Annotated in this window: 12 protein-coding genes and 1 pseudogene; 9 read left to right on the forward strand and 4 right to left on the reverse strand. The window is 58.7% G+C overall.

What is annotated here, in order from left to right; all coding sequences use genetic code 11:
* Positions 1–4 precede the first annotated feature (4 nt).
* Together HBN68_RS12680 and HBN68_RS12685 are read right to left on the reverse strand one after the other, a co-directional pair.
* Positions 5–1,504: an MFS transporter gene (locus tag HBN68_RS12680; RefSeq protein ID WP_169964513.1), complete on the reverse strand. Its 1,500-nt coding sequence runs from the start codon at positions 1,502–1,504 to the stop codon at positions 5–7.
* Positions 1,505–1,655: 151 nt separating this feature from the next.
* Positions 1,656–2,564 (reverse strand): LysR family transcriptional regulator, encoded by a 909-nt coding sequence (locus tag HBN68_RS12685; protein WP_169964436.1) that lies wholly within the window; start codon positions 2,562–2,564, stop codon positions 1,656–1,658.
* Between the two features lie 433 nt (positions 2,565–2,997).
* Between HBN68_RS12685 and HBN68_RS12690 the strand changes: the two genes are divergently transcribed.
* The gene (locus HBN68_RS12690; protein ID WP_169964434.1) at positions 2,998–4,338 is read left to right on the forward strand and encodes an MFS transporter; all 1,341 of its coding nucleotides are present in this window, start codon (positions 2,998–3,000) and stop codon (positions 4,336–4,338) included.
* A gap of 4 nt (positions 4,339–4,342) precedes the next feature.
* Here HBN68_RS12690 and HBN68_RS12695 read toward each other — a convergent pair whose 3' ends face one another.
* Together HBN68_RS12695 and HBN68_RS12700 are read right to left on the reverse strand one after the other, a co-directional pair.
* Positions 4,343–5,296: a LysR substrate-binding domain-containing protein gene (locus HBN68_RS12695; protein WP_094993905.1), complete on the reverse strand. Its 954-nt coding sequence runs from the start codon at positions 5,294–5,296 to the stop codon at positions 4,343–4,345.
* Between the two features lie 74 nt (positions 5,297–5,370).
* Positions 5,371–6,780, reverse strand: coding sequence for an FAD-linked oxidase C-terminal domain-containing protein (locus HBN68_RS12700; RefSeq protein WP_169964432.1), 1,410 nt, complete (start codon positions 6,778–6,780; stop codon positions 5,371–5,373).
* Between the two features lie 185 nt (positions 6,781–6,965).
* Here HBN68_RS12700 and HBN68_RS12705 point away from each other — a divergent pair, with 185 nt between their 5' ends.
* The 8 genes and pseudogenes from HBN68_RS12705 to HBN68_RS12740 all read left to right on the forward strand — a co-directional run bounded on the left by HBN68_RS12705 (position 6,966) and on the right by HBN68_RS12740 (position 14,539).
* Positions 6,966–8,066: an FUSC family protein gene (locus HBN68_RS12705; RefSeq protein WP_169964430.1), complete on the forward strand. Its 1,101-nt coding sequence runs from the start codon at positions 6,966–6,968 to the stop codon at positions 8,064–8,066.
* A gap of 673 nt (positions 8,067–8,739) precedes the next feature.
* Positions 8,740–9,042 carry an urease subunit gamma gene (locus tag HBN68_RS12710; protein ID WP_047275719.1) on the forward strand — a complete coding sequence of 101 codons (303 nt, stop codon included), beginning with the start codon at positions 8,740–8,742 and terminating at the stop codon, positions 9,040–9,042.
* A gap of 53 nt (positions 9,043–9,095) precedes the next feature.
* Positions 9,096–9,515: pseudogene (locus HBN68_RS12715) on the forward strand (urease subunit beta); the annotation flags it as partial.
* 179 nt (positions 9,516–9,694) lie between these two features.
* Positions 9,695–11,413 (forward strand): urease subunit alpha, encoded by a 1,719-nt coding sequence (locus HBN68_RS12720; RefSeq protein WP_094993909.1) that lies wholly within the window; start codon positions 9,695–9,697, stop codon positions 11,411–11,413.
* A gap of 63 nt (positions 11,414–11,476) precedes the next feature.
* A complete protein-coding gene (ureE, locus tag HBN68_RS12725; protein ID WP_094993910.1) occupies positions 11,477–12,157 on the forward strand; it encodes an urease accessory protein UreE in 681 nt (226 codons plus the stop codon).
* A gap of 20 nt (positions 12,158–12,177) precedes the next feature.
* On the forward strand, positions 12,178–12,864 hold the full coding sequence (locus tag HBN68_RS12730; protein WP_094993911.1) for an urease accessory protein UreF: 687 nt from the start codon (positions 12,178–12,180) through the stop codon (positions 12,862–12,864).
* Between the two features lie 68 nt (positions 12,865–12,932).
* The gene (gene ureG / locus HBN68_RS12735; RefSeq protein WP_094993912.1) at positions 12,933–13,577 is read left to right on the forward strand and encodes an urease accessory protein UreG; all 645 of its coding nucleotides are present in this window, start codon (positions 12,933–12,935) and stop codon (positions 13,575–13,577) included.
* Positions 13,574–14,539 carry an urease accessory protein UreD gene (locus tag HBN68_RS12740; protein WP_094993913.1) on the forward strand — a complete coding sequence of 322 codons (966 nt, stop codon included), beginning with the start codon at positions 13,574–13,576 and terminating at the stop codon, positions 14,537–14,539. Before ureG ends, HBN68_RS12740 begins: the two co-directional genes overlap by 4 nt.
* Positions 14,540–14,570 lie beyond the last annotated feature (31 nt).

A 14,570-nucleotide genomic window follows, 5' to 3' on the forward strand; every position in this document is an offset into this window, starting at 1 on the left:
AGATTCAGCCAGCAGCCCGTGGCGGATAGATCCGCGTCGGGCCGAAAGGGATTAAAACAATCAGAAGCAGGGCCAGACCGGCCATGCACAGATAAAGGTCAGACGAGGTCAGCACTATCGCCTGCTGGTGAACACGGCGTGCCAGATCTGCGCCGTCGCTGACGAGTGGCCAATTGCCGATCCGGTCCACCAGCATCATCGAGTGAAAGTGTTCGCGGTTGAGGGTGATCACTTGCAGCAAACTGCCCGCGGCCATGGCCGCGAACCCTTTGACCGTGTTGAACCAGGCCGACGCAAACGGCCCGTCGGCCGGGTTCAGGCTGCCTGTGGCCAGCATCAGCAGCGGAATCACCGCCATGGGCTGGGCAATGATTTGAATCGCTTGCAGCGCGTAGAAGTTGTCGCGGTTCCACGCTGAGGTCACTTGCGAGCCAATAACACAGGCCAGCGCCAACAAGGCCAATCCGATGGCCAGCACCCAGCGGCAATCCACCCAACGCACGTTGCACAGTGCGACCACCAACGGCAGTGCGATCAGTTGCGGCACCGCCACCAGCAGCATCACCGGCGCGGTTTCCAAAGGCCGGTAGCCCTGAATCTGTGCCAGATAACTGGACGGGATCTTGATCAGCGCCAGCAGCACAAACAGCACCCCACCCAAGGTGATCAGCGCGTGCGCAAGGTTGCGGATCTTGAGCAACTGCAATTTGAAAAACGGCAACGGGTGCGACCATTCATTGATGAAAAACAGCACCAGCAACCCCACCCCGCCGACGATGAACAGGCGGATCATCGGGGACGCAAACCAGTTCATGCGTTGACCCAGCTCCAACCCCAGCACCAGCATGATCAAACCCGGCAGGCCCAAGAGCAGGCCGCGCCAGTCAAATTGCTTGAAACGTTCAAGGCGTAGCGGGTCGTGCGGCAAGCCCCAGGCGACACAGGCCATGGCCAGCAGGCTTAACGGAATGATTTGCCAGAACGCCCATTGCCAACCTGCGTATTCCACCCACCAGGCTGACAGCGGTGTGCCAAAACTGGGGCCAAAGGTGGCGGTCAGCGCGTAACTGCCCAAGCCGTACAGGCGAATCCCCGGTGGGAAAAAACGCAGCGCCGCTGACATCAACATGGGCGGCAAGGCGCCCCCGGCAAAGCCTTGCAGGATGCGCAACAGCATTAGCACATCGACAGTGGGGGCGAACGGGCAGAGGATGCCCAGCAGCAAAAAGGCGCCAATCGCGCATAGCGTAAAACGTCGCAGGGAGAACGTCGCAGCGCACCACGGCGCAAAGGCCATGGCGCTGATCGAGGTAGCTGAGTAAACCGCCAGCAGCCAGGTGCTTTCGTCATAGCCGATGCCCATCGCGCCGCGAATGTCTGGCATCGCCACCTTGATGACGTTTTCGTTGAAACCCGACACCAGCACGGCCAGCAGCACGCCGACCAGCCCGGTGAAAATCCGCAGGCCGAATGCCGCGTTGATGACCGGGGCCGGCACTGGCATACCCTGCACGCCGCGCGCACCGTTAGAACCGCCGCACATGGCTGACTCCGTCGTCATTAAAGAGGACGAAAAGTGTAATCAGCAGCGACAGTTATAAAAATTGATATATCGGCACGCGTGGAATGCGCCAAACGCAATCCACAAATACCCTTCAGGCCGTGGCGTTATCGCACAGGGTTTTCAGGGTCCGGCGCAGCCAACGGTGAGCGTGATCGTTGTCGAGTCGCGGGTGCCATGACTGAGAAATTTCTTCCGGTTTTACAAGGATTGGCAGCTCAAAAGCGCGCAGTCTCAGCCCCAGGGGCTCCAAGGTTTTAAGCAACAACTGTGGCATCAGCGGCAGGATCAATTCCGAGTCAGCCAAGGCAAAAATCGCGGAATAAAACGTCGGTGTGGTGAATAGCACCCTGCGCTCAAGGGCCATTTGCGCCAGCACCGCATCGATAGGCCCACGCGCTCGCCCCCGGCGCGAGACGCTGATGTGGTCGTAGGCGGCGAAACGCTGCGGCGTAATCGGCTGATCGAAAATCGGATGCCCTTCTCGGGCCAGCCCTACGAACGGGCAGGTAAACAAGTGCTGCACTTTGATGTCTGCACTTGAAGGAAGCGTGGACCCGATGGCCAGGTCAATGCGGCCCTCACTCAAAGCCTCATCGTCGGTGAAGCCTTCAGGTACCACCCGCAACGCGGCATTCGGCATTTCCAAGGCCATTTTCCGACGCAATGCCACGCCATACACACCGAAAAATACATCTTTGGCCCGGATGCTGAAGGTGCGGTCCAACTGACTAAGGTCGCTGTCCTGCCCTTGGGTAAATACCCCGTGCGCCAGTTCAACCACACCGCGCACCTGCTCGCGCAGTTCCAGTGCGCGGGGGGTGGGCACCAGCCCGCGACCGGAACGCACCAAAATCGGATCATTCAGGGTCTCGCGGATGCGCGTCAGGGTGCGGCTCATTGCGGGCGCGCTGAGGTTCATGCGTCGGGCAGCGCCGACCACCGAGCCTTCTTCAAGCAATACGTTGAGGGCAACCAGTAAATTCATGTCAGGTATGTGCATGGGCCAAAGGTTAGCGCCTAAGTGATGACGTGAACAGTTCCAGGCATTGCGCCGGCGCCATGCCCCCACCTGAAAAACGCACCATTGTTGCGCATAAGGTAAAACTGTTTCGCGCCTCCTTAGCTAGCTAACTAAGTGGCCCATTGATACATTCTCGTCCGTCAGGTCAGTCCTGACGCTCTCTTTGGTTGAGATAGTTGGCCATTACCGGATCCCCATGATGGTAATGGCCCTTTTTATGCCCCCTCGCTCAACCCGCACCTGCCTGCTTGTCTTTTCTGCCACTTTTGGCCTGCCTGTCTTCTCCTGCACGAAAGATAAACCGCCGATTGTGCGAATCGTCCCGCGATCGTAGAGTCCCTTTTGCACCTCACTAAAAGATGCCTGCCCACGCCCGTGTTCAGGCGCGTGATAACAAAAAAGGGCTTGAACGATGACTCACCTTCCTGCGCAACACGCTGACCCCGATGATCAGGCTCTAGACGGGGCATATCGCAAAACCGCCTGGCGCATCATGCCGCTGTTAATGGTCTGTTTTCTGGTGGCCTATCTGGACCGGGTCAACGTCGGCTTTGCCAAGCTGCAAATGCTTGATGACTTGAAATTCAGCGAGGCCGTGTACGGGCTGGGTGCCGGGATATTTTTCATCGGCTACTTGATGTTTGAAGTGCCCAGTAACATCGCCCTGCACCGCTTCGGCGCACGACGCTGGATCGCTCGCATCATGGTGACCTGGGGCTTGTTGTCTGCCGCCATGATGTTTGTGCAAACACCGTGGAGCTTTTATGCGCTGCGCTTTCTGATCGGTGTGGCCGAAGCGGGGTTCTTTCCCGGCATCATTTTCTACCTCACCACCTGGTTTCCCGCTCACCGACGCGGGGTGATGGTGGCACTGTTCATCTCGGCCCTGCCGATTTCCAACCTGCTGGGGTCATTAATCTCCGGCTACATCATGCAAAACATGAACGGCGTGGCCGGTTATGCCGGCTGGCAATGGCTATTCGTTATCGAAGGCTTGCCTGCCGTGTTTTTGGGCATGGCTGTGTTCTGCCTGCTGCACGACCGCATTGCCGACGCCGGTTGGCTGAGCGATGACGAAAAGCACGCCATGCAAGCCGCCATCGACCGCGATAACCAGGGCAAACAGGGGCACTCGGTGCGTGAGGGCCTGCTTAACCCGAAAATCTGGTTGCTGGGGGCGGTGTATTTCTGCCTAGTGATGGGCCAATACATCATCAGCTTCTGGATGCCCACCATCATTCGTAACAGCGGCATCGAACAGCCGTGGGTCATCGGCATGTTGTCAGCCATACCGTTCGCCGCGGCGGCTGTGGCCATGGTGTGGGTGGGGCGCAGTTCTGACCGCCGTCATGAGTACCGCTGGCACGTGGCATTGTGCGCACTGGTCGGCGCGGCGGGTGTGCTGTTCGGCACCCTGTTCGGTGACAACCTGATACTGGCCATGATCGGCCTGACCGTCGGCACCGCTGCGATGATCAGCAGCCTGCCCGTATTCTGGGGCATGCCGACGGCCGTGGTGGGCGGTGCCGCAGCCGCAGCAGGGATTGCACTGATTAACTCAATGGGCAATGTGGCGGGCTTCTTCGCCACCATTGTGGTGGGCTGGATCACGCAAATAACCGGCAGTACCCAGGCCGCCATGTACATGATGGCGGCGGTGCTGGTGCTGGGCGGTGCACTGGGGTTGTGCGTACCCAAAGCCAGATTGAACCTGCGCGGCCCGGCCCCTGTGGTCGCGGTGCAGCGCCCGTAACACCTCAGCGGGGCCCGGTGGTCAACCGCCGGCTGCCGGGCCACTGCCCTTGCTCACACATGCCGCTGACCACCTGCGCGATCAACGCGGCGACCGCCTCACGTGCGGGGGTCGGTGGCATGCGCGTCGACACACACATGCCCAGCGTGCGATACAACCCCGCACATGCGATGCGGTGAGCTGTCAGCCGCCCCTCTTCGAGTTCGCGACGGGCCAGGTTGAGGGGCATCAGGGTCGGCCCCACGCCCGCCTCAACCGCACTTTTGAGGATGTGCACTGAATTGACCTCCAGTGCAGGCGTTGACGCAAACAGGCCACTGCGCGCCGCCACCCGCTCGACAATCGCCCGTGTGCAATGCCCATGCGCTGCGCCCGGCCATACCAGCGGCCGGGCAAACGCTTGTTGCAGATCAAGCACCTGACCGGCTGGCCATGGGTCATCGCTGGTCGCGCACAGCCAGTAAAAATCTTCTTCCAGCAACGGGGTAAAGGCGATCTCGGGCGGCAGCTCGGCATCGGTGAACAGCGCCAGATCGATGCGCCCGTACAACAGTTGTTCGAACAGGTTACCGGTCAACTCTTCATTGAGGTTTAACTGCACCTGCGGATAGCGCGCGGCCACCTCGCGCAGCAAAGGTAAGGCCAGCGGGCTGGCAACACTCTGCGGCAGCGCCACCACCACCGGGCCGCTGACGGCTTGCGCCGAGTTCAGCACCGCACTGCGTGCGTCCTGCAAATGCTTGAGAATGCCCTGGGCATATTCGTAAAACACCTTGCCCGGCTCAGTGGCAGTCACCCCGCTGTGGCTGCGGTGCAACAGTTGCACCCCAAGCTCTTTCTCAAGGTCAAGGATTTGCTTGCTCAGCGCCGACTGGGCAACAAACACGTCGCGGGCAGCCCCGCTGAGGCTGCCGCTGTCGAGAATGGCGACAAAATATTTGAGCTGACGAATTTCCATGCCGCGGATTCTATACACGCCGCGATTGCAGCGTCACCTGACAATCCTTGTGCGCTGCGCGCGCAAGCCGCGAACTAGTCGCGATTGAAAATTTTGCCGGGGTTCATCAGCCCTTTCGGGTCTAGCGCGTGCTTGATCGACTGCATCACGTCGACCGCGTTTTGCCCGTGTTCCACCACCAGGTAATCGCGCTTGGTCAGGCCGATGCCATGCTCCCCCGTGCAACTGCCTTCATAGGCAATCGCCCGTTCGGCCAAGCGATGGGCAACCGCTTCGGCTCGAGCGACTTCGTCGGGATCGTTGGGATCGACCAGAATCAGCGCGTGGAAATTGCCATCCCCGACGTGGCCGAAAATCGGCGCCAGCAAACCGTGTTCCTGCAAGTCTGCAGCCGTGGCCTCCATGCACTCCGCCAGTCGCGAGATCGGCACCACCGAATCGGTGGTCAAGGAGCGGCAGCCTGGGCGCAGGGCCACGGATGCGAAATACGCATCGTGCCGTGCTTGCCATAGACGGGTACGGTCTTCGGGATTAACGGCCCATTCAAAGTCTTGCCCGTCATGCTCATCGGCCACCATGCGCACGGTTTCTATCTGCTCCTTGACCCCGGATTCAGAGCCATGCAGCTCGAAAAACAGCGAGGGCGCTTCGCGTAAGGCGGTTTTGCTGTAGGCGTTAATCGCCCGCACGGTCAGGGCATCGATCAGTTCAATGCGGGCTATCGGCACGCCGAGCTGGATGGTCTGAATCACTGCGCGCACGGCATGATCCACTGTCGGGAACGTGCAAATAGCCGCCGATATTGCTTCCGGCAAAGGGTGCAGCTTGACCGTCAGCTCGGCAAATGTGGCCAGCGTACCGCCCGAACCCACCAGCAAATGCGTAAGGTCGTAGCCCGCCGACGATTTGCGCGCCCGGCCCCCGGTTTTAATCACTCGGCCGTCGGCCAGCACCGCCGTCATGCCCAGCACATTTTCACGCATGGTCCCGTAGCGCACCGCGTTAGTGCCCGATGCCCGGGTCGAAGCCATGCCGCCCAACGAGGCGTCTGCGCCCGGATCAATCGGGAAGAACAGGCCCGTACCATGCAGGGCCGCATTCAGCTGTTTGCGAGTAACACCCGGTTGCACCGTGACGTCCATGTCGTCCGGGCGAATCTCAAGGATCTGGTTCATCCCCGACACATCGATGCACACCCCGCCCTTCACCGCTTGCAGCCAGCCCTCCAGCGAGGTGCCACTGCCGTAGGGGATCATCGGTACGTCGTGGGCATGACACACCCGGGAAACGCTGACGATTTCATCAAGGCTCTGCACGAACGCCACCGCGTCCGGCGCAATCGGCCCTAACGAGGAAATATCACTGCCGTGGTGCTCGCGCACACTGGCAGAGGTCGACAGACGGGAGCCCAACAGCGCCTGCAACTGTTGCAGCAACGACTCGGGCAAAGGTGGGCGGGTCAACGGCGCCTGCACAGCATTCATCAGCACTTCCTCTTTATTTTTTTGGCCTGTGGTCGCCATCTTAAGCGCTGCACTGTGCGTCTTGGCCATAGCAAATACAGAACGTGCCATCTCGAATGCGCATGGCAAATCCGCTCATCGTGTGGAGGACTCCCCGCCCTTGAACTACGCTGCCAGCCCAATCCACATCAATGATTGGGGACGACATGCAACTGGGAAAAAAGATTTCGACGCTCGAGCAGTTGGCGTGTCGCTATTACCGCTGGATTCACGCGACACGCATCAGTCTGGCGTTTTTGATCACGTTCGCTGCCATCCGCTGGTTCAAGCTCGAAGACGCCTCTTGGGCCTTGATTACCATGCTGATCGTGATGGGCCCGCTGCCCTACTGGGGCAATGTGTTCTCACGGGCCGTGCAACGAACGGGCGGTACGGTAATCGGCGCCGTGTCGGGGCTGGTGGCGCTGTACCTGGAAATGTATTCATTCCCCGCGATGCTGCTGTGGTGCGCGGTGGTGATGTTCGCGTGCGGCTACCTGACACTGGGCAAGCATCCCTACATGGCGCTCTTGATTGGCGCGACCCTGGCCGTGGTCAGTTGTTCGGCCCCCAACGACATGGACGCCGCCGTATTGCGCAGCGTCTATGTGATGGCGGGTTCGATTCTGGCGTTGATTTTCACCAGCATTTACCCGCAGCGGGCTTACACCGACCTGCGCATCAAGTTCAGCCAGAGCATGGGCAAACTCAATGACCTGTATGAGGCGTATTTTTCGCCGCTGGTCCTTGAGCGGCCCAGCCTGGACGACAAACTCAAAGACGAACTGGATGGGGTGGTGAAGTTGCGCAATTACATTGCGCCAGCCAGTAATGAAAGCCACCTCAAACAAGACGTGTTTAATTCACTGCAAACCCTGCACCGCAATGTCGTGTCCACGCTGATTCTAATGATTGATGCGTACTGGTCATCCCGGGAAAACCATTTGTTGATTAAAAACGAACCGGCCTTGAGTGATTTGCACCGGTTGATTCCGCTGGCGCTGCAATCGCTGCAAAACAAGTTAGTGATGGGCATCGACAACAACGAAATCAGTACACAACTGCGTAACAGTGCCCAAGAACTACGCGAACTGGCGTTAAACAGTATGAATGGTAAAGAAATACAAACCGCATTTTATGCCTATGTCTGGTTAAGCCTTGAGATGCTCAGGCAATTGACGGCATTGAATGATCAACTGCACGCCGCGCTCTACCATCCGGGGCATAAACACTTGTTCATTAACCCTAAACGCCCCTCTAAAAATTAGTGTTCTCAATCACGACATGGCGCGGGAATGTCGCGCCACCTGTATCGAATGTCGATACAGAAAGCCGACTAACAACAAGAAGAACCCTACAAGCATTTATGACATAGAGCACTAAAGATGAAGATTTTAGCTTCAAATCCCACTCAAAACAGCCACAAAAAGAGAGCCAAAACGGTCAATTCAATGCTTAAAGCAATCTCAAACCATTGATTTAAAAGATATTTAATTGAAAGCGCCGTTCGCATTCACCCGTCAAGCCTCGTCCTTCATTCTTGCGCTGTGCCAGGCGTACCCTCTGCAGCTCAAATTTATGATCTACGCTCTGATCGCGCCCGTCTTGATGGAACTAAACGGTAAGGCCCATGACCACTGAATGCATCTTTACAACTCAACCCATGATGCACATATCCCGTGCGATGTGCCGGGTGTTTGTAACCGGCAGCGTGTACACGCTCCGTGGTCACAGGGCGTCGGGCAGGGTGCGTCAACAGCACGCAACAAGGGCTGCCGTGACGCCCGCGTGTTTGAACAACCCCGTTCCCGCACCAAGAAACACTACGTTCCATTCAACCCGTTGTATTCACGCTTGTTCTCGATTGTTGAAACTTGGGTGGGTGGGGCTGACCGGCACATTGAAACTTAACCCTTAAGCGCACTGTAATTAGGAGGGCTTATGCAGCTCACCCCGAGAGAAATCGATAAGTTAATGATTTACACCTTGTCGGACGTGGCACTGCGGCGCAAGGCTCGTGGTTTGAAGTTGAACTTTCCGGAGGCCGTTTCAATTATTACTGTCACGGCGCTTGAAGGTGCTCGCGATGGCAAGTCAGTTGAAGACGTGATGACCGAAGCGGGAAAAGTACTGACCAAAGATGACGTCATGGAAGGTGTCAGTGACCTGATCCCGAACGTTCAGGTGGAAGCGATTTTTACCGATGGCAGCCGTCTGGTCACGGTCCACGACCCGATCAAATAACGGCGCGCAGTCAAGCCGGTTAACGCCAAACACACACGTTTGAGGATTCCGTCATGAGCACCAAAAAGCCCGCGTCACCCCAACCTGCACAATCACCGCATCAGGACACCCATCCTGACCACCATATCCCCCACGCCAAAAACCCAGGCGGGGTCTCCACCGGCAATGAAAGCAACGTTCCACTGGGCGGCTGCATCTACGCCAGCACGCCGATCACGTTCAACGAAGACCGTGCAGTAACCAAGGTCAAAGTACGCAACACCGGCGACCGCCCGATTCAAGTCGGCTCGCACTTTCACTTTTTCGAAGTTAACCGCGCCCTGGAATTTGACCGCGCTGCGGCCTTCGGCAAGCGCCTGAACATCACGGCCACCACGGCCATTCGTTTCGAGCCGGGGGATGAAATTGAAGTGCCGTTGATCCCGTACGGCGGCAAACAGACCTTGTACGGTTTCAACAACCTGGTGGACGGCTGGGCCCCCGACAGTACGGTCAGCGGCCATGAACGCCCGGAAAAACTGCAAGCCATCAAGCGCGCAGCCGATCGCGGCTTCAAGTTTTCCAAACCATCCAACTAAGCGCCGCATTTCACACTTTGACAGCGCGCCGTTGCGTCATTGACGAATGCGCCGCATGAAGGAAGGAGCCACCGATGCCAACTATTTCACGCAAAGAATATGCCGGGCTGTTCGGCCCGACCACGGGCGACAAGATCCGCCTGGGCGACACTGACCTGTTTGTAGAAATTGAAAAGGACCTGCGCGGCTATGGCGAGGAGGCCGTGTACGGCGGCGGCAAATCGCTGCGCGACGGCATGGGCGCCAATAACAACCTGACCCGCGATAACGGCGTGCTCGACCTGGTCATCACCAACGTCACCATCATTGACGCCATTCAGGGTGTGATCAAAGCCGACGTGGGAATTCGCGACGGCAAAATCTGCGGGATCGGTAAAAGCGGTAACCCCGGCACCATGAGCGGTGTGACCAATAACATGGTGGTGGGCGTGAGCACGGATGCTATTTCCGGCGAGCACCTGATCCTGACCGCTGCCGGGATCGACACCCACATTCACTTGATCTCGCCACAACAGGCTTACCACGGCCTGTCCAACGGCATCACCACATTCTTCGGTGGCGGTATCGGCCCTACCGACGGCACCAACGGCACCACTGTGACGCCGGGCCCGTGGAACATCCGGCAGATGCTGCGCTCGCTCGAAGGCTTACCGATCAACGTCGGCCTGCTGGGCAAGGGCAACTCCTTTTCCCGCGACCCGTTGGCGGAACAAATCATTGCCGGTGTGGCCGGGCTCAAAGTCCACGAAGACTGGGGCGCTACCTCCAACGCCCTGCGCCATGCCCTGCGTACCGCCGATGAAATGGACATTCAGGTTTCGGTGCACACCGACAGCCTCAATGAATGCGGCTATGTCGAGGACACCATCGATGCCTTCGAAGGGCGCACCATCCACACTTTCCACACCGAAGGCGCAGGCGGCGGTCACGCCCCCGACATCATCAAAGTGGCCAGCCAGCTCAACGTATTGCCCAGCTCGACCAACCCCACCCTGCCCTACGGTGTCAACAGCCAGGCCGAGTTGTTCGACATGATCATGGTCTGTCACAACCTCAACCCCAACGTTCCGGCCGACGTGTCGTTTGCCGAAAGCCGGGTGCGCCCGGAAACCATCGCCGCCGAAAACGTGCTGCAAGACATGGGCGTGATCTCTATGTTTTCCAGTGACTCCCAGGCCATGGGCCGGGTCGGTGAAAACTGGCTGCGGGTGATGCAAACCGCCCACGCGATGAAAGTTTCACGTGGCAAGCTGCCGGAAGACAGCGACGGTAACGACAACTTCCGCGTGCTGCGTTACGTGGCCAAAATCACCATCAATCCGGCCATTGCCCAGGGCGTGAGCCATGTCATCGGCTCTGTCGAAGTGGGCAAGATGGCCGACCTGGTGCTGTGGGACCCGCGCTTCTTCGGGGCCAAGCCGAAACTGGTGATCAAGGGCGGCATGATCAATTGGGCTGCCATGGGTGACCCTAACGCCTCCCTGCCGACCCCGCAGCCGGTGTACTACCGTCCGATGTTCGGGGCCTTCGGCAAAACCATGCAGGACACCTGCGTGACCTTCGTGTCACAGGCCGCGCTGGAAGACGGGGTCAAGGAAAAGGCCGGGCTGGATCGTCAAGTCATGGCCGTGCGCAACTGCCGCACCATTTCCAAGAAAGATTTGGTGCGCAATGACCAGACGCCAAAAATCGAAGTCAACCCTGAAACCTTCGAGGTGAAAGTGGACGGCGTGCACGCCACCTGCAAGCCGATCGATGTAGCCACCATGAACCAGCGGTATTTCTTCGGCTAAGGCAGAACGCCCGGCCGCCACCAAGGGTGTGGATGGCCGGGCATCAAGGAAGGAGTTTGCGACGTGATTTTGATCGAACACATTCTGGGCAATGCCAAGAAAGACCCGGCCTGGCAGCACAAACTCGAAGGCGCCCACATTGACCTGCTGGTGCTGGATCAGCGTGAAGCGCAGAAAAGCCGCTGCCGACGTACCAGCCTCGGCGGACGTGACCTGGGCATTTCACTGGAGCGCAACGTGGTGCTGGCCGACGGCGACGTGCTGATGTGGGACGAAGCCAGCAAAACGGCCGTGGTGGTGCAACTGAACCTGCGCGACGTCATGGTGATCGACCTCAAGGAGCTGAAAAAACAGCCCCTCGACGTGTTGATCAAGACCAGTTTCGAACTCGGCCACGCACTGGGCAACCAGCACTGGAAGGCCGTGACCAAGCACAACGAGGTGTACATCCCGCTCACGGTGGAAACCAAAATGATGGACTCGGTGATGCGCACCCACGGTTTTGAGCACTTGCCCTACGCCTTCATTGGCGGCGCCGAGATCCTGCCCCTCCTCACCAGCTCTGAAGCACGCCTGTTGTTTGGCGGTGCCGAAGAAACCGACACCCACGTTCACGTCGCCAGCCCTCAGGACAAGCTGGATGCAGCGGCGCTGAAGATTCACGGCGTGCACAGCCATGGCGACGGCATCAGCCATAGTCACAGCCACGACCATGGCCATACGCACCACGACCACAAGCACTGAACCTTGCAGAAGGCGTGACCATGAAGGCAGCAGATCTCATACGCATCATGCAGTTTGGCGACTCGGTGTTACCGGTCGGTGCATTCACGTTCTCCAACGGGGTCGAGTCCGCGATTCAGACCGGCATCGTTCACGATGTGGCAACGCTCAAAGGTTTTGTGCTGACGGCGCTCAAGCAGGCCGCCAGTTGCGACGGTATGGGTGTGGTTGCGGCACACCGCGCGGCCTTGGCCGATGACCGTGAGGGCATTTTGCGTGCGGACTGGGCGGTCAATAACCGCAAGCTCAACGAAGAAAGCCGCTTGATGGCAACGCGCATGGGCAAAAAACTCGCGGAAATGTCGATCCATGTGGTGGAGACCCCGCTGGTGCGCTGGTGGCTGGAACAGATCAAGGCCGGTAACGCCGCAGGCACCTACCCCGTGACCCAGGCAGTCGTGATGTCGACCCAGGGCATCGGCGCCCGCGAGGTGGTGGTGATGCACCAGTACGGGGTGGCGATGACCATCCTCAGCGCCGCCATGCGCCTGATGCGTGTCACGCACCTGGACACCCAGCACATCCTGTTTGAACTCAACCACGACATCGAAGCGTTCTGTGACATCGCTGAAATCGGCGATATCGAGCAGATGGCCTCCTATGTGCCGATTGTCGACGTGTTGGCTGCGGTCCACGTCAAAGCCCATGTGCGGCTGTTTATGAACTGACCCGATGCACAGCGCTGGCCCCAGCCCGCGCTGCACCTGTTTGCAAGACTGTTTTAGGAGCAAGGCCTGTGAAAAAGATTACGCGTATTGGTATTGGCGGCCCGGTCGGCTCGGGTAAAACCGCAATTATTGAAGTGATCACCCCGATCCTGATCAAGCGCGGTTACAAACCGTTGATCATCACCAATGACATCGTCACCACCGAAGACGCCAAGCAGGTTAAACGCACGCTCAAGGGCATCCTCGACGAAGACAAGATTCTCGGCGTTGAAACGGGCGCCTGCCCGCACACCGCGGTGCGCGAAGACCCGAGCATGAACATTGCCGCCGTGGAGGAAATGGAAGAGAAATTCCCCGACAGCGACCTGATCATGATTGAAAGCGGCGGCGACAACCTGACACTGACCTTCAGCCCGGCACTGGCCGACTTCTACATTTATGTGATCGACGTGGCCGAAGGCGAGAAAATCCCGCGCAAAAATGGCCCGGGGCTGGTGCAGGCCGACATTCTGATCATCAACAAAATCGACCTTGCGCCGTACGTGGGTGCCAGCCTCGACGTAATGGAAAGCGACACCAAAGTGGTGCGCGGCAACCGCCCGTACATCCTCACTAACTGCAAGACCGGCCAAGGCATTGAAGAACTGGTGGACATGATTGAACACATGTTCCTGTTCGCCCAAAAACCTGCTGCCCGCGAGGTCACTGCATGACAGCTCAGAGCCTGAACATCGTGAACACCCCTTCACGGCTTCGCGCTCATGCATTGGGTCAGGACGCGCCGGAGCTGGCGGAGTATCAAAACGAACCGCCGCAGATGCACAGCGGCGCGGTCGGCAAGAGCGGTTATTTGCGCCTGGGGTTTGAGCGGCGTGGGGATCGCAGCATATTGGCGGATGTGGAGCGACGCGTGCCGTCACTGGTGCAGCGGGCCTTGTACTGGGACGAAGAAATGCCCGGTCTGCCCTGCGTGACGATGATTTCGACCTCCGGCTGCGTGCTGCAAGGCGACCGCTTGGCCACTGACGTCCATGTGGGGGTGGGCGCATCCGGGCACGTTACTACCCAGTCGGCCACCAAAGTGCATTCAATGAATGCCAACTATGCCTCGCAGATCCAGCAGTTTCGGGTCGAAGAGGACGGCTATCTGGAGTTCATGCCCGACCCGCTGATCCCGCACCGCGATGCGCGGTTTATCACCGACACCCGAATCAAGATCCATCCCACCGCCACGGCGATTTACAGCGAGATCCTCATGTCCGGGCGCAAATACCACCATGTGGATGAGCGTTTCGGTTTTGACGTGTATTCGTCGCGGGTCTGCGCCGAAACCCTTGAGGGCCGTGAGTTGTTTGTCGAGAAATACGTGCTGGAGCCAAAGAAGGAAAGCCTCGACGCGATTGGCGTGATGCAGACCTTCGATGTGTTCGGCAACGTGGTGCTGCTCACACCCCAAGTGCATCACGACCGCATTGTCGAGCGCGTGCCTGCCCTGTTCGACATCAAGGCAGGGCTGGCCAGCGGCGTGACCCGCCTGCCGAATAACTGCGGGCTGATCTTCAAGGTGTTGGGCAATGACAGCGGTCAGGTCAAGGCACAGATTCGCGAGTTCTGGAAAATCGCCCGAGAGGAGATTCTGGGGGTCACGTTAGGGCCGCAGTTTCTCTGGCGTTAAGCAATTCACACTGCGCAGTAGTGACCGGGAC

Source organism: Pseudomonas sp. WS 5078 (assembly GCF_012985745.1).
Lineage (GTDB): Bacteria > Pseudomonadota > Gammaproteobacteria > Pseudomonadales > Pseudomonadaceae > Aquipseudomonas > Aquipseudomonas lundensis_A.

Excerpts from the sequence above, each read along its gene's own strand:
- HBN68_RS12680 (WP_169964513.1), bottom strand. The coding sequence starts at position 1,504 with ATGCCAGTGCCGGCCCCGGTCATCAACGCGGCATTCGGCCTGCGGATT.
- HBN68_RS12685 (WP_169964436.1), bottom strand. The coding sequence starts at position 2,564 with ATGCACATACCTGACATGAATTTACTGGTTGCCCTCAACGTATTGCTT.
- HBN68_RS12690 (WP_169964434.1), top strand. The coding sequence starts at position 2,998 with ATGACTCACCTTCCTGCGCAACACGCTGACCCCGATGATCAGGCTCTA.
- HBN68_RS12695 (WP_094993905.1), bottom strand. The coding sequence starts at position 5,296 with ATGGAAATTCGTCAGCTCAAATATTTTGTCGCCATTCTCGACAGCGGC.
- HBN68_RS12700 (WP_169964432.1), bottom strand. The coding sequence starts at position 6,780 with ATGAATGCTGTGCAGGCGCCGTTGACCCGCCCACCTTTGCCCGAGTCG.
- HBN68_RS12705 (WP_169964430.1), top strand. The coding sequence starts at position 6,966 with ATGCAACTGGGAAAAAAGATTTCGACGCTCGAGCAGTTGGCGTGTCGC.
- HBN68_RS12710 (WP_047275719.1), top strand. The coding sequence starts at position 8,740 with ATGCAGCTCACCCCGAGAGAAATCGATAAGTTAATGATTTACACCTTG.
- HBN68_RS12720 (WP_094993909.1), top strand. The coding sequence starts at position 9,695 with ATGCCAACTATTTCACGCAAAGAATATGCCGGGCTGTTCGGCCCGACC.
- HBN68_RS12730 (WP_094993911.1), top strand. The coding sequence starts at position 12,178 with ATGAAGGCAGCAGATCTCATACGCATCATGCAGTTTGGCGACTCGGTG.
- HBN68_RS12740 (WP_094993913.1), top strand. The coding sequence starts at position 13,574 with ATGACAGCTCAGAGCCTGAACATCGTGAACACCCCTTCACGGCTTCGC.